This window comes from Neoaquamicrobium sediminum (genome assembly GCF_040970315.1).
Taxonomy (GTDB): domain Bacteria; phylum Pseudomonadota; class Alphaproteobacteria; order Rhizobiales; family Rhizobiaceae; genus Aerobium; species Aerobium sediminum.
In genome coordinates this window covers 252,727-270,427 of the sequence record NZ_JAZHFV010000001.1, presented here as the reverse complement: position 1 = coordinate 270,427, position 17,701 = coordinate 252,727, and the positions used below count along the sequence as shown (strand labels likewise).

Genomic DNA, 17,701 nt, shown 5'->3' with positions numbered 1-17,701 from the left:
TGGCAGGACAAGGAGCGTCGATGAGCAAGGCTCGCACCGCGCGCCGTCTGAAAGAGCAGGTCGCCTCGCTGGAGACGATGACGCGATTCGTGCTGGCCACGCTGGCGCTGGCGAGCGGCGTCTACACCTATCTCGGGGTGCGCAGCCTGCTCGACGGCGATGCCGTCCTCGTCTTCTTCGCGGCAATTGTCTACTCGATCGCCGTTTCCGTCGGCATCTACGGGTTCTGGGTCTATCTGAGCCGCTTCCTGCCAGAGATGCGCGACGGCCTGTCACGACTGGCGCTGTTTGCGATCATGGCGGCCGGTTCGGTGATGATCATCGCGATGTCGTCCTGGCTCAACGCCGCGGCACTTGCCGGCTCGGCTGCCGTCGAGCAGCATCTCGCCACGACGCAGGAAGGCTACACCGCCGATCTCGACCAGGCACATTCGAACGCTTTGGGCGCACTGTCGCTGCTGCCGGACATCCAGCGCGCCGCTGAGCGCTTTGCCCGCCTAGCCGAGAACGAACGCGAATCGGGCGCGCTGACCGGCACATCCGGCTCGGGCACCGTCGTGCAGCTCCTGACGCAGATGTCGGCGCAGATGGGCGAACTGGAATCGACGATCCAGGCCTCGCGCGAAACCGTCCGCACGCTGTTCGAGGAAGGGCAAGGCCATCTTGCGACGATGCGCGGGCTCGTTTCCGGCAGCGGACCGGTTCAGCCCCGCGCGGACCAGTTTGCCGAGCAGGCCGTCCAGCTCGCCGGCGTGATCTCGGCGCTGGAGCAGACCTCCATCGCTCCCTCCGTGGCGCGCGCAGCCGCGGACCTGTCGCTCGGCTTCATCGCGCCGGTCGCCGGCGGCAATACGGCCGACCTTGCCGGACGGCAGAACGCGGTGATGGACACGATCCGCACCTCGGTCGCTTCCCAGTCGGAAGCGCTGTCGGCTGCTGCTGCCGAAATCCTCAACCAGCCCAAGGTCGAGGAACGCCGCTTCGTGCCGCTCTCGTCGGCCGAGGCGGTCATTCTCTATGCCGGAAGCTTCCTGCCGAGCTGGGCTGGCGCCATTTCCATCGATCTCCTGCCGGGCGTGCTCGTCGCCATTCTGGCCGTTGCCCACGCCGTCATGCGGCGGGGCGAAGAAGAGATGGACGACGCAGAGCGCATAACGGCGGCCGACATGATGCGCTCGCTCGAAATCCAGGAGGCGATCGCCGCCCGTCGGCGCGCGCTCGCGGCGCAGGAAGACGCCAGCGACGCCAATCCCGTTGGGGTCGCGCAACACCACGATACGACCGAGCCGCCGGCAAAAGCGGAAAACGTCACCCCCCTTTCGGTGGCCGAGAGGAAACGGCACGACCCATGAGCGAACATCAGGCAACGATCGGCGGCCAGCCCCGCCACAACATGTTCATGCGCTATATCGAACGCTTCGACGATGGCGAGATCGCCCGCTGGGCTTTTCGCGGGCTTCTGGCGGGTGCCATCGTTGTCATCGGTCTCGACCTGAAGGCGTTGTATGACGACCGGCTCATGCTCGATCCGACGGCTACAGGCACCACCGTCATCGTCGAACCGGTCCTGCCGCCCGCGGTGCGGCCCGGCAGCGAGGGGCAACCTACGCTGGATCCGCGCGAGAACGTGACGGCCGACGACGATGCGATGCGCCGGCCGCTTCGCTTCGAGCTGCATTCCGGCGGGGTAATGTCGGCGGAGGGCTCCATCGACGTGGGCGCGGCACAGCGCTTCGCGGCCGAAATGGAAGCGCGCGGCGAATATGTGAAAAAGCTGACTCTCAATTCGCCCGGCGGTTCGCTTGACGACGCCATGGCTATGGCGCGGCTGGTGCGTGAGCAAGGCATTGCGACCGAAGTGCCGGACGGGGCTCTGTGCGCGTCGTCCTGCCCGCTGGTGCTAGCCGGCGGCGCTGTCAGGAGCGTGGGCGAGAAGGCGGCCGTCGGGCTGCACCAGTTCTATGCGGCGACAAAGGGTCCCAACGATCCCGCTCAGGCGATGTCGGACGCCCAGGCGACGGCTGCCCGTATCGCGCGCTATCTGAGCGAGATGGATGTCGATCCCGCTTTGTGGCTGCATGCGCTCGATACGCCGCCGCAGGCGCTCTATTACCTGTCCGCCGAGGAGATGACGCGCTACCGTCTCACCACCGGCGGCGCGACGCTCGCCAGCCGGTAGCTACTGAACGGCAAACGACCGGCCGTCATCGATGATCTGGTGCACACGGGCTACCCGTACGCAGTCGCGGCCTGCGCGCTTTGCTTCGTAAAGCGCGGCATCTGCCCTCATCATCAGCGCCAATGGTGCTTCGGTGGGACTCATCTGGGTAACGCCGAAACTGGCGGTGAAACGGTGTTCCGGCGGCAGTTCAGCAGGGTCGAGGCGTGTCAGCGTGCTCCTCACCCGCTCCGCGAACAGGCGCGCCGCCGCGACGTTGCTCCCCGGCAGCATGACCGCGAATTCCTCACCGCCGATACGGCCCAGCACGTGGTGATCCTCCGCGCAGGCGCGCAATGTTTCTGCGAACAGGACGATCAGCCGGTCGCCTACGGCGTGGCCATAGGTATCGTTGACCATCTTGAAGTGATCGAGATCGCACATAACAAGCGATACCGGCAGTCCCCTTGCCAGATGCCGGCGCGCGACTTCATCCAGCCGCTGCTCGAAACCGCGCCGGTTCAGCAGGCCCGAAAGCATGTCGGTTTCCGACTTGGCGGTGATGTCCTTGACGAGATCGGCGATCAGTACGCCCAGCAGCGTCAGTGCGGTTGCAACGGCGAGAATGGCGCCCACGGTCTGTGAGAACATGGCATAGGCGGTGCCGATATATTCCTGAGGGCTGGCCCCTGCACCGCCGAGCAACAGCACAACTGCCGCCTTCGACAGAAAGTGCAGGGCGGTCAGCAACAGGAAGACTGCAAGCAGCCTGTCGACCAACCTGCGTCTGCGCGCCGAAAGCACTATATAGACACCGACGGCCTGCATGAGCGCGAATGGGGCTTGATAGGCGAGCATGCGCCATACGGAATCACGCTCCAACCCCAAAGAAAGAACGGTTGAGGTCAGCGCGATGACGAACGCGGCGGCGAGCAGCCTGGCAGGCGGCGTCATGTCATAGCGATAGGCAAGCCCGATAGTGACCAACATCAGGGCGCCGATGAAGGCGATGCTACCCAGGAACACGCCAATCCGTGGGTCGGGCAGAACCGGCAGGATAACCTCGAGCGCGACATAAAGCCCGCCGGCCGCATAGCCGGCGGCAAACCACCAGGCCGATCGGTAGCGGCTGTAGAGCGCGATCAGGATGAACGCCGCGCAAAACAGCCCGGCAACCGCCAGGTTGATGACAAGGATAAAGGTTGCGCCGCTCATGCCGATCTCGTTCCGCGCGACCATATTCCGTCAAGCGGGCGAAGAAGTGGTTAACGTGAGCTATGGTAGCAGGTCAACGACCGGCAGTCTCGGCGGTGTGCTGTGAAAGGGCGAGCGGCGCGGCCGGAGACGGCAACGGATTGTCTACCCGGACGCGGTCGCGGCCCGCCTTCTTGGCTTCATAGAGCGCCCGGTCGGCGCGCATGAAGAGCTCGGCTACGGTTTCGCCGTCCCGCCATTCGGCAACGCCGAAACTCGCGCTGAAGCGCATGTCGCCAGGCAGGTGCGGTACCGGCAGGAGACCGAAGCCCGCCCGCACACCTTCGGCAAAAAGGCGCCCGCTATTGCGGTCGCTACCGCACAGCAGAACTGCAAACTCCTCGCCGCCGATGCGTCCCGCAATCTGGTTGGACCCGGTGAAATCTCGCATGCAGCTGGCGAACGTCATGATCACATAGTCGCCGGCCGCGTGGCCGTAAGTGTCATTCACCGACTTGAAATGGTCGAGGTCGCAGACGACCAGTGTAACCGCCATGCGCCTGCGTCGGCTGTTACGAAGCGTTTCGGCAACCCCCTGTTCAAAGCCGCGCCTGTTGAGCAAGCCCGACAGGGGGTCGGTATGCGATTCCAGCCGAAGTTCCTCCATCACGTCGAGCGCGATGGCGGTGATAAGCGAAAGCGCGAAAATCAGCAGGAACAAGGAGGCGGAGAAGCTGAGCGTGATCCAGTAAAGCGACTGGTGAATGTTGTCGTAGCTTTCGTAGGGTCCATCGATCCAGATGACGAGAACCGGGCGCACAAAGAAGCTGACGCCATAAACGAGCAACAGTCCGAGCAGGATGTTGTCGACGAAATTGCGTCGGGTCGCCCGACGCAACTCGGCGGCCATGGTCAGCGTGATCGCCCCGAAGGCGAAGTTGAGCGAATAGATTCGCCAGATGATGTCCGGCTGCACGAAGAGGAACCATATGAAGACGCCAAAGCCTACCACCGCAAACAAGGCGGTGGTGAGAACCGGGGGGTTGCGTTCGAAGCGTGCCAGGCCGCCGATTGCAAAACCCACCCCGCCGGCCAAAAACAGGAAGTTCGCGGCGAGCTTGGAGAGCGCCAGGCTGTACAATGTGAAGTAGTGCAGGAAAAAGCCGCCGCCGATCGCCAGGAAGGAGGCACCGAGCAGGGCGATGTAAGCCTGCCGCCGATGTTGCCATAGCAGAAAGAATGTCGCGGCAAAGATCAGCGACATGGCGGGATTCGTCAATGCGATGATGACGTTCGCGTCCAAACATCCCGCCCCGGTTTCCGTTGGGGCAGGATGCTAGCGTCGAAGAAACAACAAGCCGTTAAACGGCGGTCAGTTCCAGTCGCGAATGTCGACGAAATGGCCGGCGATCGCAGCCGCGGCAGCCATGGCCGGCGAGACCAGATGCGTGCGCCCCTTGAAGCCCTGCCGGCCCTCGAAATTGCGGTTCGAGGTCGATGCGCAGCGCTCATGCGGCTTCAGCCGGTCGTCGTTCATGGCAAGGCACATGGAGCAGCCCGGCTCGCGCCAGTCGAAACCCGCCTCGATGAAAATCCTGTGCAGCCCCTCGGCCTCCGCCTGTGCCTTCACGAGACCCGAGCCCGGCACGATCATGGCGTCCACGGTCGGCGCAACCTTCTTGCCCTCGACAACCTTGGCGACGGCGCGCAGATCCTCGATGCGACCGTTGGTGCACGAGCCGATGAAGACGCGGTCGAGCGTAATGTCGGTCATCTTCGTTCCCGGCTTCAGGCCCATATAGTCGAGCGCGCGCTGCTTGGAGATGCGCTTGGTCTCGTCTGCGATCGCGGCCGGGTCCGGAACCTCGCCGGTGATCGCCACGACGTCCTCTGGCGAGGAACCCCAGGTGACGATCGGCGGCAGGTTGGCAGCGTCGAGTACGACCACCTTGTCGAAATGCGCGCCCTCGTCGGTCTTCAGTGTCTTCCAGTAGTCGAGCGCCATGTCCCAAGCCTTGCCCTTCGGCGCGCGGGGCTTGTCCTTGACGTAGGCGAATGTCGTTTCGTCCGGCGCGATCAGGCCGGCTCGCGCGCCGCCCTCGATCGACATGTTGCAGATCGTCATGCGGCCTTCCATCGACAGCGCACGGATCGCCTCGCCTGCATATTCGATCACGTAGCCGGTGCCACCGGCCGTGCCGATCTCGCCGATGATGGCAAGGATGATGTCCTTTGCCGTCACGCCTTCGGGCAATTGCCCGTCGACGCGAACCAGCATGTTCTTGGCCTTCTTCTGGATCAGCGTCTGCGTGGCCAGCACATGCTCGACCTCAGACGTGCCGATGCCGTGGGCCAGCGCGCCGAACGCGCCGTGGGTCGAGGTATGGCTGTCGCCGCAGACGATGGTCATGCCCGGAAGGGTGAAACCCTGCTCCGGCCCGATGATGTGGACGATGCCCTGCCTGATATCGGCGGCGTCATAGTATTCCACGCCGAAGTCTGCGGCGTTCCTGGCCAGAGCCTCGACCTGGATCCGGCTTTCCTCATTCTTGATGCCGTTCTTGCGGTCGGGCGAGGTTGGCACGTTGTGGTCGACCACGGCGAGCGTCTTTTCCGGCTGGCGAACCTTGCGACCGGCCATGCGCAGACCCTCGAAGGCCTGCGGGCTGGTCACCTCATGAACCAGATGGCGGTCGATGTAGAGCAGGCAGGTGCCGTCATCCTGCCGGTCGACGACGTGCTCGTCGAAAATCTTGTCGTAGAGTGTGCGCGGTGCGGTCATTTTGCGTCAATCCGTCGATATGGAGCCATGGAAGTTGGGGCGGCCCTTGTGGGGCCGAACTCGGAACGTATGCTCAGCCGAGGCGGGCGAGCGTCGCGCCGGTGATGCGGACGAAGAATCGTGCAGGCAGACGCTTTACGTCCTGCAGCACAAAGCCCTTATAGGCCGGATGTCCGAAAAGTTCTTCCATGGCCAAGCTCATACCAGCGTTTCGTTGGCTCGGCAATTGGGACGGTCTAGTCGCCGGCGGGCGGCTTTTCCGCCTTTCTCGCGTCCTCGCCGACGACAGCCTTTTCCAAAGGGTGCATGACGCCGAGCACGACCACCGCAAGCACCGTTGCGAAGCCGGCGATCTGCCAGAACCCCAGTCCGGCGGCCAGACCTATGGCGCCAGCCAGCCAGAGGCCCGCGCCCGTTGTCAGCCCCTTGATGCGACCGCGCGCGAAGATGATGGTGCCCGCCGCGAGAAATGCGACGCCGGCGGTAACGGCCTCGATCAGGCGCAGCGGATCCTGACGCGCTCCGTCATCCTCGAACTGCGAGGTATGGACGATCTCGATGCCGATGATCGTGAAGCATGCCGCTGCCATCGAGACCAGTATGTGGGTGCGAAGTCCCGCGGGATGATTGCGCCACTCGCGCTCGAAGCCGATGATTGCGCCCAGAACGGCAGCTAAAACCAGACGCGCTGCGATAACCGAGAACGGCAGCCATGTGGCGTGGCCGACGTCATCCAGTATGTCCTGCATCAAACACCCTCGTAAACGGCGCCCTCTGCACCGTCTGCCTCAACGCGGATCGATTGAACGGGTTCCGGCTAACCGATTTCAAACACGAACGCCTTCACCTTCACCTCCGGCTCGGCCAGTACGAAGGCACGGAAGGGCTCGCTTTCTTCAACTCTGCGCCAGCGCCCCGCATCTTCGAGCCGCCGGAATACGTCGCTGAACCCGCCATCCTCCAGCAACAGGTCGCGCACGGTGAAGATCGCATGGCCGCCCGGGCGCGTGATGCGAACCAGCTCGTCAAAACTCGACGCGGGCGCATGGCCCGCCGTGAACACACCACTCGAGAGAAAGGCGGCGAAATGGTCGTCGGGCCACGGCAGGGTCGTGCCTAACTCCGCCTGCCTGAGTTCGCGGTAGGCGTTGCGTTGCCCGGCCAGATCGAGCATCTCGCGCGAGTAGTCGAGGCCGACGAGATCGTCATAGCCCAGTGCTTTCAGAAAAGGCCCCGACAGGCCCGTTCCGCAGCCGGCATCCAGCAACGGGCCATCGCCGTGCGGCACGTGACGGGCCACCCAACCGGCAATCACGAAGGGCAGGCTGTATCCGAGCGCAATCGTGTCGCGGTCGTAATCTGCGGCCCAATCGGCATAGGCTCGCTCAAGCTCCCGGGGCGACTTGGCGGCATAAACGCGATCGAGCGCCTTTTCCTCGTGGCTCATTCGTGTGCTCCCTTTCTCAGTTTGCGTTCAAGTGCGCGCAAGGCCAGCGACAGGGTGACGGTCAGCAACAGATAGATATAAGCCACGATCGAGTAGGTTTCGAAGAAGCGGAACGAGCCGGCCGCATAGACCTTGCCCATCTGCGTGATGTCGGCGACGCCGAGGACGGAGACCAGCGAGGAATCCTTGACCATGGCGACGAAGTCGTTGCCGAGCGGCGGCAGGATGGTACGTAGCGCCTGTGGCATGACGATCAACCGGAAGCGCTGGAAGCGGGAAAGCCCAAGCGCCTTCGCGGCCTCGATCTGTCCCGCCTCGACCGACTGGATGCCGGCGCGGAACACTTCCGAGATGAACGCCGAATAGCCGATCGTCAGCGCGACGACGGCGCGCCACAGAAGCGAGATGTCGCGCACCAGCAGCGGCTCCATGAGGCCCGCCTGCGTTAGCGGCGCCGTCACCCAGTTCCAGCCCGCCACGAATGCCGGCACCCCGGCAAAGGCGATCCAGAACAGCAGTACCAGGATGGGCACGCCGCGGATGATCTCGACATAGAAACGGGCCGCCTGTCGCAGGACGCGCGACTCCGACAGGGCCATCAATGCGATGCCGAGGCCCAGCGCGGATGCGAGTGCAAACCCGATGACCGTAACGAAGACGGTGATGCCGAGCCCGCGCACGACAATGCTGAAGACCTGCGAATAAAGGTCGTTCGCCGCGACGAAAATGGCGATGACAATGGCTATCGCTATCGCGGCGGCGAGCCAGTAGGGAAACTCCTTCCGGCTCGCGGGCGGATGCGCTGCGCTCACTCGCCCATCTTGTATTCGAGGAACCACTTCTTGTTCAGCGCTTCGAGCGTACCGTCCGCCTCCATCGCGGCGATGGCGGCGTTAATCGGCGCAACCAGATCGGAGCCCTTCGGGAAGATGAAGCCGAAATCCTCCGAGCCGAGCGGGCCGCCGATGATCTTCAGCGCGCCGTCCGAGGCATCGACGTAACCTTGCGCGGCGACGCCATCGGTCATCACGAGGTCGACGTCACCAGCGCGCAGGGCCTGAACCGTCGCGCCAAAGGTCTCGAACAGCTTGATGCGCGGATTGGCCTCGTTGCCGTCGAGGATGTCATAGACGGCGACATAGAACGGCGTCGTGCCGGGCTGGGCGGCGATCAGCAGGTCGTCGTTTTCTCCAAACGCCTTTTCGTCGGCGAAGCGTTCCTCGTCGGCGCGCACCAGCATGCGCATCTCGGAATGCATGTAGGGATCGGAGAAGTCGACCTTCTCCCTGCGGTCGTCGCGGATGGTGATGCCGGTCATGCCCATGTCGTACTGGCCATCGGAGACCGACTGGATCATCGCGTCCCAGCTCGTGTTCTGGTACTCGACGACGAAGTTGAGCCGCTGCGACATCTCCTTCAGCGCATCGTATTCCCAGCCGATGGCATCGCCCGTCTTGGGATCGACGAACTGGAGCGGAGGGTAGGCGTTCTCGGTGACGATAACGACGGTGCGTCCGCCGAGGTCGGGCAGGTCCTGCGCCTGCGCGGTTGCAGCGACAAAAACCGTGGCGGCAAAGGCCGCGAAAGAGGCAAAGCGACGGATCATCGGGGTCTCCTGAGGTGATTTCGCCGCAAACCTAGACTCCCCAACCCCTGATTGCCAAGCGTGGCGGGATTCGATCCCGCCACGCCGGTTACCGGACAAGGCGTCGCCAGGCGTCAGGCGGGGCTCGGCTGGGCGCCCACATCGAGCACGTCGATGTCGCCCGCATTGTCGTAGCGTTGCTGGTCGAGAATGCCCTGCCGCTTGGCGACGATGGTCGGCACCAGGGCCTGGCCGGCGACGTTCACCGCTGTGCGGCCCATGTCGAGAATCGGGTCGATGGCAAGCAGAAGGCCGACGCCGGCGAGCGGCAGGCCCAGCGTCGACAGCGTCAGGGTCAGCATCACGGTGGCGCCGGTGAGGCCCGCGGTGGCGGCGGAGCCGATGACCGACACGAACACGATCAGGATGTAATCCTCGATGCCGAGCGGGAGCTGGTAGAACTGGGCGACGAAGATCGCCGAGATTGCCGGATAGATCGCCGCGCAGCCATCCATCTTGGTGGTCGCGCCGAGCGGGACGGCGAAGGCCGCATATTCGCGCGGCACGCCGAGGGCCTTTTCTGTGACCGTCTCGGTCACCGGCATGGTGCCGACCGAGGAGCGCGATACGAAAGCGAGCTGGATCGCCGGCCAGGCACCGGCGAAGAAACGCGCCGGGTTGAGACCGTGCAGCGCCAGCAGGATCGGATAGACGCCGAAGATGACGAGAGCCAGACCGATATAGATCGCCATCGCATACCAGCCGAGCTGGGCCAGCGTGTGCCAGCCATATTGCGCGACGGCGTTGCCGAGCAGGCCGATCGTGCCGATGGGCGTCAGGCGGATGACCCACCACAGCACCTTGCGCACGATCGCCAGCAGTGAGCGGTTGAACGCGAGGAACGGCTCGGCGGCGTCACCCACGCGTAGGGAAGCCGCACCCACCGCGATCGAGATCACCAGGATCTGCAGAACGTTGAAGCCCAATGCGGTGGTGGCGCCGCCATCGGTGATCCTCGTCGAGGCCTGCAGGCCGAAGATGTTGGCTGGCACCAGTCCCTTCAGGAAATCGAGCCAGGAGCCGGTAGTCGAGGGCTCCTTGGCGGCTTCTGCCAGCACCTGGGTGTTGAGACCGGGCTGGATGAACAGGCCCAGCGCGATGCCTATCAGCACCGCAATCAATGCGGTGATCGCGAACCAGAGGAGCGTCTGCCAGACAAGTGCGGCGGCGTTGGATAGCTGCCGCAGATTGCCGATTGAAGCCACGATCGCCGTAAAGATCAGCGGCGGCACGAGGGCCCGCAGAAGCTGCACAAAAATCGAGCCGACGGTGGAGAGCGTCGCTGCGAGCCAGTTGGGATCGCCGGCGGCGTCCGGGCCCATCGAGCGGGCGATGAAGCCGAGCACGAGGCCGAGCACCATGGCTGCCAGCACCTGAAAGCCGAACGAGGAATAGAACGGCCGGGGAGCGGCCGAAGCGGAAGAGGATGAACGAGACATCACGATTTGCCTTGAAAGGTTGGGCGGCAGCCAGATCCGGGGCATGGCAGCCGGAATTCGTTTCGATATACGCCTCGTTACGAGTGGCAGATAGAAATCGAATTCTCCGCACTAATATCCCGTGGGAAAATCATTCTCGTTCGAATATCGGCCCCGTGCATATGAAAATGGCGGCCAGTGGCCGCCATCATCAAAATTCAGGAAATGTGGAGCGGGCTTACTCGGCCGCGCTGTTTTCCTTCTCGGCAGCCTCTGCGGCGGCCTTTTCAGCGGCATCGGCAGCAGCCTTCTCGGCAGCAAGCGCCTGTGCCGCGGCCACCTTCTCGGCCTCGATGCGCGCCTTTTCGGCGGCGAGCGCGTCGCGCTCCGCATCGTTCAGCTTGCGGGCGCGCACGCCGGTGTTCTCGACGATACGGGCCGACTTGCCGCGGCGATCGCGCAGGTAATAGAGCTTGGCGCGGCGGACCTTGCCGCGACGCACGACTTCGACAGCCTCGACCAGCGGCGAGTAAACCGGGAACACGCGCTCCACGCCTTCGCCGTAGGAGATCTTGCGGACGGTGAAGCTTTCCTGGAAGCCCGAGCCGGAGCGGGCGATGCAGACGCCTTCATAGGCCTGCACGCGGGTGCGCGAACCTTCTGTGACGCGCACCTGTACGCGAACGGTGTCGCCGGGCTGGAACTCGGGGAGCTTGCGCTTTTCCTCGATCTTGGCGGCCTGCTCGGCCTCGAGCTGACGGATGATGTCCATTGGAATGATTCCTTAGTTCTTGTGAACCGTCAGAGCGCTCGTCTCACCGGCAGTCGGTACCGCCTCGGAAAGTGTCCCTCCATCGAGAAGGGGACAGGAGCGAATTCACGTGTTCTGGTTAAATTCCCGGCCATCGGCCGTTTCGTGGGCGCACATACACCACATCCAAGGCTGAATCAACTGGCAGGGCGGTGGTCCTTCGCTCGCCCGATCCGGCCCAGATGCGTATCCTGAAAGCTGCTTTCGCGCTTCAGGCCGTAGCCGAGCGCTCGGTCGATGGCGATGTGGGCGGCAAGGATGATCGCGATCTGCGCGAGAAGGGGCGCGCCCGCGGCCAGTGCAATCAGCCAGAGCGCTGCCGGGGCGAGCCAGGTGTGCACTGCATTGTAGCACCAGGCACCCACCCTGGGTCCGCCGAGATAGCCGGCCATCGAGAGATCCGGAACCAGGATCAGCGCGGCGAACAGCCACCAGTTCCCGCCCGTAAGATGGAAGGCGACGAGCGCCGCAAGCGCAAGCGCGGCATGTTCGAGGCGGAGGAACAGGGTCACTTCTTCGACCCCTTTTCCGTTTGGTGGGCAACGAAAAGATCCGGCCGCCGCTCGGCCGTCAGCCGCTCGGCTTCCCCGCGGCGCCAGTCTGCGATGCGTCCGTGATTGCCGGAGGTCAGAATCTCGGGAATTGAGCGGCCCTCGAAGTCCTGCGGCCGGGTGTAGTGCGGATGCTCGAGTAGCCCGCTTTCAAAGCTTTCCTCGGCCCCTGAAGCATCGTTGCCCATGACGCCTGGAAGCAGGCGCACCACCGCGTCGAGCAGCACGAGGGCAGCCGGCTCGCCGCCCGACAGGATGTAGTCGCCGATGGACACCTCCTCGAGGTCGCGTGCGTCGATCACGCGCTGGTCCACACCCTCAAAGCGACCGCAGACGATCACCGCGCCGGGGCCTGCCGCCAGCGCGCGGACGCGCGCCTGGGTCAGCGGTTTTCCGCGCGGGCTCATCAGCAGTTTGGGGCGGGGGTCGCCATCGGGCGTGGCATGATCGATGGCTTTCGCCAGAATGTCGGCCCGCAACACCATGCCGGCGCCGCCGCCCGCCGGCGTGTCGTCCACGGTGCGGTGACGGTCGGTGGCGAAGTCGCGGATCTGCACCGCTTCCAGCGACCAGTCGCCGCGCTCCAGCGCACGGCCTGCCAGCGAATGGCCCAGCGCGCCGGGAAACATCTCCGGATAGAGCGTCAGCACGGTGGCCGAAAAGCTCATTCGCCGTCATCCCCGTCGACCAGCCCCGCGCCGGCGCTGTCGATGCGGATGAAGCCGTCGCGCACGGAGATTTCGGGGATCGCGGCGAGCGTGAAGGGGATCATCACGGTTCGCCTGCCGGCAAGGGCGACCTCGACGATGTCGCCGCCGCCGAAATTCTGGATCGCTGCGACCTTGCCGATCGATGAGCCGGTCTCGTCGCGCACGGCAAGGCCGATCAGGTCGGCGTGATAGAATTCATCGTCATCGAGATCGTCGGGCAGGGCGGAACGGTCGATGAAAAGTTCGGTGCCGGTCACGGCTTCCGCGGCCTCGCGGCTGGCGATCTCCTTGAAGCGGACAACGACGACGGTCTTTGCCGGTCGGATCGCCGCGACGGTGAAGATCCTTCCATCCGCCGCGCGCAGCGGGCCGTAATCGCCCAGCGCCAACGGGTCGCCGGTGAAGGTCTTGACCCGCACCTCGCCCTTCACGCCGTGCGGCGCGCCGATCACCGCCATCTGGACGGATTTTTCATCCTGTGTCATCGCCCGTCTCTAATGGTGCGGCCGGCGCAATTCAATCCGGAGCAAGCAGGTGCGGCGTTTGTCTTCCCGTCTTCTTTGAAAGCGTCGGCCGGTATTCACGCGCTGCTAACCACGATGCGGCAGGATGGTCTTCATGGAAGAATTCCTCGTCTCCGCGCGTCCCGACCTGCAGAAGGCACGTCAGGACTGGCTTGCTTCGCTGGTATCCGAGCGGCGGCTTTCGGCCTTGACGGTCGATGCCTATGAGCGCGATACGCGTCAGCTCCTGCAATTCCTGACCGGGCATTGCGGTGGTGCGCCCGGCATTGCAGACATCGCGGAGCTGAAGCCCTTCGACCTGCGCGCTTTCCTGGCGCATCGCCGCAACGGTGGGGCGGGGGCACGATCGCTGGGCCGGGGGCTGGCGGGCATCCGTTCCTTCCTGCGCTTCCTCGAGCGGCGCGGGCTGGCAAACGCCGCCGGCGCGGCCGCCATGCGGGCGCCGAAGCAGCCGAAATCGCTGCCCAAACCGCTAACGGCTGTCGACGCCAAGCGCGTGGTTTCCGCAGGCGAGCAGCTGGCGGAAGAGCCATGGATCGCGGCGCGCAATGCGGCGGTACTGACGCTGCTCTACGGGTGCGGATTACGCATCTCGGAAGCGCTCGGGCTGCCGGGTGCAGCGCTTGGCGATGCCAGCGAGACCGTGCTGCGCGTCATCGGTAAGGGCGGCAAGACGCGACTGGTGCCGGTGCTTCCGGTGGCGCTGAGGGCCATTGCCGAATACCGGCGGCTTTGCCCGTATCATCTCGGGCCGGACGCGCCGCTTTTTCGCGGCGCACGCGGCGGTGCGTTGCAGCCGGCCATCATCCAGCGCGAGATGCAGAAGCTGCGCACCGCGCTGAACCTGCCGGACACGGCGACGCCGCATGCGCTGCGGCATTCGTTCGCGACGCATCTGCTCGCGCGCGGCGGCGACCTGCGCACCATCCAGGAACTGCTCGGCCATGCCAGCCTGTCGACGACGCAGATCTACACCGGGGTCGATACAGCGAGGCTGCTTGACATCTATGATTCGGCCCACCCACGGGCGTAGAGGTTGCGCGATTTTTGAGGTGCGAGCGGAGCGAGCCTCGACGGATGCACGCCAGCAATTTTTCCGATTGGCTTAACGGTTTGGCCGCACTTGTCTGCGAGATTCCGGCCATGAAACCCGCCACTGCCATAACCGAGCGCGCTGCAGATCTGTCGCTGAGACTGATCGCGGCGTTCAACCTTCTTTTCCTGACCGCATTCTTCGCGACACTGCTGTTCGCTGCCACGCAGGCGAATGCGCGGGATGACGCCGCGGCATGCACCGGCCGCGACCTGATCGCAGCGATGAAGCAGGACGATCCGGCAAAGCTCGAGCAGATACGGGCGGAAGCGGACGGCGTGGCGAACGGCGACGCGGTGTTGTGGCGGATCGAGAAGGATGGCGTCGAGCCCTCCTATCTGTTCGGTACGATGCACATGTCGGACCCGCGGGTGGTTCGGTTGAGCGACGATGCGGAGGCTGCGCTCGAGGCCTCCAGGACCGTGGTCATCGAAACCACGGAAATCCTCGATCAGTCGAAGATGATGGCGGCGATGGCCGCACAGCCGGAACTGATGATGTTCACCGACGACACGACGCTGTTCTCGCTGCTGTCGGAGGAGGACAGAGCGGCGGCGGAAGCCGCGCTCAACCAGCGGGGCATACCACCGGCCAGCGTGCAGAAGATGAAGCCGTGGATGATTGCCTCGATGGTTGCGCTGCCGGCATGCGAGCTGGCGCGCAAGGCATCCGGCGCGAAAGTTCTCGACATCGAGCTCGCCGAGCGCGCTCAGGCCGACGGCAAGGCGCTGGAGGGACTTGAGACGATCGTCGACCAACTGGGCGCAATGGCCTCGCTGCCGATGGAGTTCCACATGCGCGGGCTGGTGGATACGCTGGCGCTGGGAGAGCGGATCGACGACGTCATCGAAACGATGATCGTGCTCTATCTTGACGGCGAGACCGGCATGTTCTGGCCGTTCTTCCGGGCGGTGCTGCCTTCGGACGAACAGTCCGAGGCCGGGTTCGCGGCATTCGAGGAGGCCATGATCACCGCCCGCAACGACACGATGGCCGCACGCGCCGCGCCGCTCATCGATGCCGGCGGCGCGTTCATCGCCGTGGGCGCGCTGCACCTGCCCGGCGACGACGGCCTCGTCTCGCTCCTGCGCGAGGCCGGCTACACGGTCAGCGCGGTGCAGTGATCACGGCAATCGTGATTTGGCGGCAACCGGGTCGCCTTGCTAGCGTGTGGGCGTATCGAAGCAGAGGATACGCACCATGAAGACAGCCTTGACGCTCGCAGCCGCTCTTGGACTTTCCGTTTCGGTCGCGGCCGCCTGCCCGATGAAGCGCGATACAACCGCTTCGACGGACACCAAGCTGACGGTCGCCAGTATCTCGTCGGGATCGATGTCGACCCCGGCGGACGCAACGACGGTCAAGAAAGAGAAGTAGGCCGGGGAGGCCTCTTTCTCGAAACCCTGTGAATGTTCCTTTTGCCCGCCCCGCAGCCTGTGGGGCGGGTTTTCACATATCAGGTGCCGCGGTGCACATATGTGATGTCGGGCAGCCCTTCCTCATTTCCGAAGCCGTCGCCGAAGGCTTCGGCCCGAAAACCGTGCCGCTCGCAGAAGCGGCGCGCGCCGTCATTGGCCTGAAAGCAGTGAAGCCTGGAGACCGGCATGTTAGCCGTCGCGAGGGCAAGAAGGCGGCTGCCGATGCTGTGCCCGGTCCAGTCCGGATCGAGATAAAGCTGCTCGATCCATTCGCCTTCGACGGCAATGAAGCCGACGATACGGCCCTTGGCCTCGGCGACCGTCACGGTCTGGTTGGGGAGTACGCGGCCGCTGATGAAGGCCAGGTCTTCATCGGGCGTGTGCAGCATGGGCATCCATGGTAACGAGCCGAGGCTTGCCCGCATGACCCTGGCTATGTTGTCCGCGTCCGACGTGACCGCCGGGCGCAGGACAACATTGGCCGATGTCAATTCAGGCGGCCTGCTTCTTCGGCTGGATCAGTCCGCGCGCGACCAGCAGCTCGGCGATCTGCACGGTGTTGAGCGCAGCACCCTTGCGCAGATTGTCGGAGACGACCCACATGTTGAGGCCGTTCTCGACGGTCTGGTCCTCGCGGATGCGGGAGATGTAGGTCGCATCCTCGCCTGCCGATTCGAGCGGGGTGATGTAGCCGCCGTCCTCGCGCTTGTCGATGACCAGACAGCCGGGAGCTTCGCGCAGGATCTCACGCGCCTCGTCGGCGGTGATCGGGTTCTCGAACTCGATGTTGACGGCTTCGGAATGGCCGATGAAGACCGGTACGCGCACGGCCGTGCAGGTGACCTTGATCTTCGGGTCGAGCATCTTCTTGGTCTCGGCGGTGACCTTCCACTCTTCCTTGGTCTGGCCGTCTTCCATGAAGACGTCAATGTGGGGAATGACGTTGAAGGCGATGCGCTTGGTGAACTTCTTGGCCTCGACCGGATCGGCGACGAAGACGGCGCGGGTCTGGGTGAAGAGCTCGTCCATGCCTTCCTTGCCGGCACCGGAAACTGACTGATAGGTGGCGACCACGACGCGGCGGATCTTCGCGTGATCGTGCAGCGGCTTCAGCGCAACGACGAGCTGGGCGGTCGAGCAGTTCGGGTTGGCGATGATGTTCTTCTTCGAAAAGCCCTCGATCGCATCCGGGTTCACTTCCGGCACGATCAGCGGCACCTCCGCGTCGTAGCGCCAGGCGGACGAGTTGTCGATAACGACGCAACCCTGGCGGCCGATCTTCGGAGACCACTCCTTGGAGACGTTGCCGCCTGCCGACATCAGGCAGATGTCCGTGTCGGAGAAGTCGTAGGTGGAGAGGTCCTTCACCTTCAGCGTGCGGTCGCCATAAGAGACTTCAGTGCCGACCGAGCGGCGCGAGGCAAGCGCCACGACCTCATCGGCGGGGAAGCCGCGCTCCTCCAGGATGTTGAGCATTTCGCGCCCGACATTGCCCGTGGCGCCGGCGACTGCAATCTTGAAACCCATTCCCGTTGCTCCTGTTGAGTGCATGGTCCTGCAAGAGAAGCGGATTTCATCCGCAGGATCGTGCTCAAGCTCTCCGCTGGTTTTGGAAAGAACCCACCGTCGGCGGGTCGCCCCTCGGGCCGGACCCGGGGAGAGAGGGCGAGCAGGCCGAGAGACGTCAGACCGTTTTCGCGGTCGTCGTTTTGGCCATGGTTTTGGTGAAACGCGCGCGTGCGGCATCGCTGCCGGCAGCGGAAAGAAGGCCGCCGTCGGAGAAGAATGCCAGATATGCCGTCAAAAGGCCGCGCATCGCGTTTGTCCCGGTTCGCGCCCGCCTTTTACGCGCTTCCGGTAAAGAGTCAATGACAGCGATGCCGGCTTCATCGCGGCCTGTTCGCGGGCATTGCGTTGGAACTTCAGAAGGACGCGCCGATTATCAAGAAA

Annotated in this window: 20 protein-coding genes; 5 read left to right on the top strand and 15 right to left on the bottom strand. The window is 64.3% G+C overall.

Features of this window, described 5'->3' with window-relative positions; all coding sequences use genetic code 11:
- Positions 1-20 precede the first annotated feature (20 nt).
- Together V1479_RS01310 and V1479_RS01305 are read left to right on the top strand one after the other, a co-directional pair.
- Positions 21-1,352, top strand: a complete 1,332-nt coding sequence (locus V1479_RS01310) for a hypothetical protein (RefSeq protein ID WP_368801327.1) — start codon at positions 21-23, stop codon at positions 1,350-1,352.
- On the top strand, positions 1,349-2,179 hold the full coding sequence (locus V1479_RS01305) for a COG3904 family protein (protein WP_368801326.1): 831 nt from the start codon (positions 1,349-1,351) through the stop codon (positions 2,177-2,179). Before V1479_RS01310 ends, V1479_RS01305 begins: the two co-directional genes overlap by 4 nt.
- On the opposite strand, the gene V1479_RS01300 is transcribed toward V1479_RS01305, so the two are convergent.
- The 12 genes from V1479_RS01300 to rimM all read right to left on the bottom strand — a co-directional run bounded on the left by V1479_RS01300 (position 2,180) and on the right by rimM (position 13,201).
- On the bottom strand, positions 2,180-3,373 hold the full coding sequence (locus V1479_RS01300; protein ID WP_368801325.1) for a GGDEF domain-containing protein: 1,194 nt from the start codon (positions 3,371-3,373) through the stop codon (positions 2,180-2,182). It lies immediately after the preceding gene.
- A gap of 73 nt (positions 3,374-3,446) precedes the next feature.
- The gene (locus tag V1479_RS01295; RefSeq protein WP_368801324.1) at positions 3,447-4,655 is read right to left on the bottom strand and encodes a GGDEF domain-containing protein; all 1,209 of its coding nucleotides are present in this window, start codon (positions 4,653-4,655) and stop codon (positions 3,447-3,449) included.
- A 69-nt stretch (positions 4,656-4,724) separates the two neighbouring features.
- Entirely contained in the window at positions 4,725-6,134 is a 1,410-nt protein-coding gene (leuC, locus tag V1479_RS01290) for a 3-isopropylmalate dehydratase large subunit (protein WP_368801323.1), read from the bottom strand.
- A gap of 236 nt (positions 6,135-6,370) precedes the next feature.
- The gene (locus tag V1479_RS01285) at positions 6,371-6,883 is read right to left on the bottom strand and encodes an MgtC/SapB family protein (protein ID WP_368801322.1); all 513 of its coding nucleotides are present in this window, start codon (positions 6,881-6,883) and stop codon (positions 6,371-6,373) included.
- A gap of 68 nt (positions 6,884-6,951) precedes the next feature.
- Positions 6,952-7,581 carry a class I SAM-dependent DNA methyltransferase gene (locus V1479_RS01280; protein WP_368801321.1) on the bottom strand — a complete coding sequence of 210 codons (630 nt, stop codon included), beginning with the start codon at positions 7,579-7,581 and terminating at the stop codon, positions 6,952-6,954.
- On the bottom strand, positions 7,578-8,393 hold the full coding sequence (locus V1479_RS01275) for an amino acid ABC transporter permease (protein WP_368801320.1): 816 nt from the start codon (positions 8,391-8,393) through the stop codon (positions 7,578-7,580). Before V1479_RS01275 ends, V1479_RS01280 begins: the two co-directional genes overlap by 4 nt.
- Positions 8,390-9,187, bottom strand: coding sequence for a transporter substrate-binding domain-containing protein (locus tag V1479_RS01270; RefSeq protein WP_368801319.1), 798 nt, complete (start codon positions 9,185-9,187; stop codon positions 8,390-8,392). The genes V1479_RS01275 and V1479_RS01270 overlap by 4 nt, the downstream gene beginning before the upstream one ends.
- A 113-nt stretch (positions 9,188-9,300) precedes the next feature.
- Positions 9,301-10,665: a dicarboxylate/amino acid:cation symporter gene (locus V1479_RS01265; RefSeq protein ID WP_368801318.1), complete on the bottom strand. Its 1,365-nt coding sequence runs from the start codon at positions 10,663-10,665 to the stop codon at positions 9,301-9,303.
- Positions 10,666-10,882: 217 nt separating this feature from the next.
- On the bottom strand, positions 10,883-11,416 hold the full coding sequence (gene rplS, locus V1479_RS01260; protein ID WP_368801317.1) for a 50S ribosomal protein L19: 534 nt from the start codon (positions 11,414-11,416) through the stop codon (positions 10,883-10,885).
- Positions 11,417-11,592: 176 nt separating this feature from the next.
- The gene (locus tag V1479_RS01255) at positions 11,593-11,967 is read right to left on the bottom strand and encodes a DUF4260 family protein (RefSeq protein ID WP_368801316.1); all 375 of its coding nucleotides are present in this window, start codon (positions 11,965-11,967) and stop codon (positions 11,593-11,595) included.
- Positions 11,964-12,674 carry a tRNA (guanosine(37)-N1)-methyltransferase TrmD gene (trmD, locus tag V1479_RS01250; RefSeq protein ID WP_368801315.1) on the bottom strand — a complete coding sequence of 237 codons (711 nt, stop codon included), beginning with the start codon at positions 12,672-12,674 and terminating at the stop codon, positions 11,964-11,966. The genes V1479_RS01255 and trmD overlap by 4 nt, the downstream gene beginning before the upstream one ends.
- Positions 12,671-13,201 carry a ribosome maturation factor RimM gene (gene rimM, locus V1479_RS01245; protein ID WP_368801314.1) on the bottom strand — a complete coding sequence of 177 codons (531 nt, stop codon included), beginning with the start codon at positions 13,199-13,201 and terminating at the stop codon, positions 12,671-12,673. The genes trmD and rimM overlap by 4 nt, the downstream gene beginning before the upstream one ends.
- A 133-nt stretch (positions 13,202-13,334) precedes the next feature.
- Between rimM and V1479_RS01240 the strand changes: the two genes are divergently transcribed.
- From V1479_RS01240 to V1479_RS01230, 3 genes are all read left to right on the top strand, one after another.
- Positions 13,335-14,273, top strand: a complete 939-nt coding sequence (locus V1479_RS01240) for a tyrosine recombinase XerC (RefSeq protein WP_368801313.1) — start codon at positions 13,335-13,337, stop codon at positions 14,271-14,273.
- A gap of 110 nt (positions 14,274-14,383) precedes the next feature.
- On the top strand, positions 14,384-15,457 hold the full coding sequence (locus V1479_RS01235) for a TraB/GumN family protein (protein ID WP_368801312.1): 1,074 nt from the start codon (positions 14,384-14,386) through the stop codon (positions 15,455-15,457).
- 76 nt (positions 15,458-15,533) lie between these two features.
- The gene (locus V1479_RS01230) at positions 15,534-15,710 is read left to right on the top strand and encodes a hypothetical protein (protein ID WP_368801311.1); all 177 of its coding nucleotides are present in this window, start codon (positions 15,534-15,536) and stop codon (positions 15,708-15,710) included.
- A gap of 79 nt (positions 15,711-15,789) precedes the next feature.
- Here V1479_RS01230 and V1479_RS01225 read toward each other — a convergent pair whose 3' ends face one another.
- From V1479_RS01225 to V1479_RS01215, 3 genes are all read right to left on the bottom strand, one after another.
- A complete protein-coding gene (locus tag V1479_RS01225; protein WP_368801310.1) occupies positions 15,790-16,140 on the bottom strand; it encodes a GNAT family N-acetyltransferase in 351 nt (116 codons plus the stop codon).
- Between the two features lie 103 nt (positions 16,141-16,243).
- Positions 16,244-17,278: an aspartate-semialdehyde dehydrogenase gene (locus tag V1479_RS01220; protein ID WP_173188774.1), complete on the bottom strand. Its 1,035-nt coding sequence runs from the start codon at positions 17,276-17,278 to the stop codon at positions 16,244-16,246.
- A 157-nt stretch (positions 17,279-17,435) separates the two neighbouring features.
- A complete protein-coding gene (locus tag V1479_RS01215; RefSeq protein ID WP_368801309.1) occupies positions 17,436-17,567 on the bottom strand; it encodes a hypothetical protein in 132 nt (43 codons plus the stop codon).
- Positions 17,568-17,701: the final 134 nt, after the last annotated feature.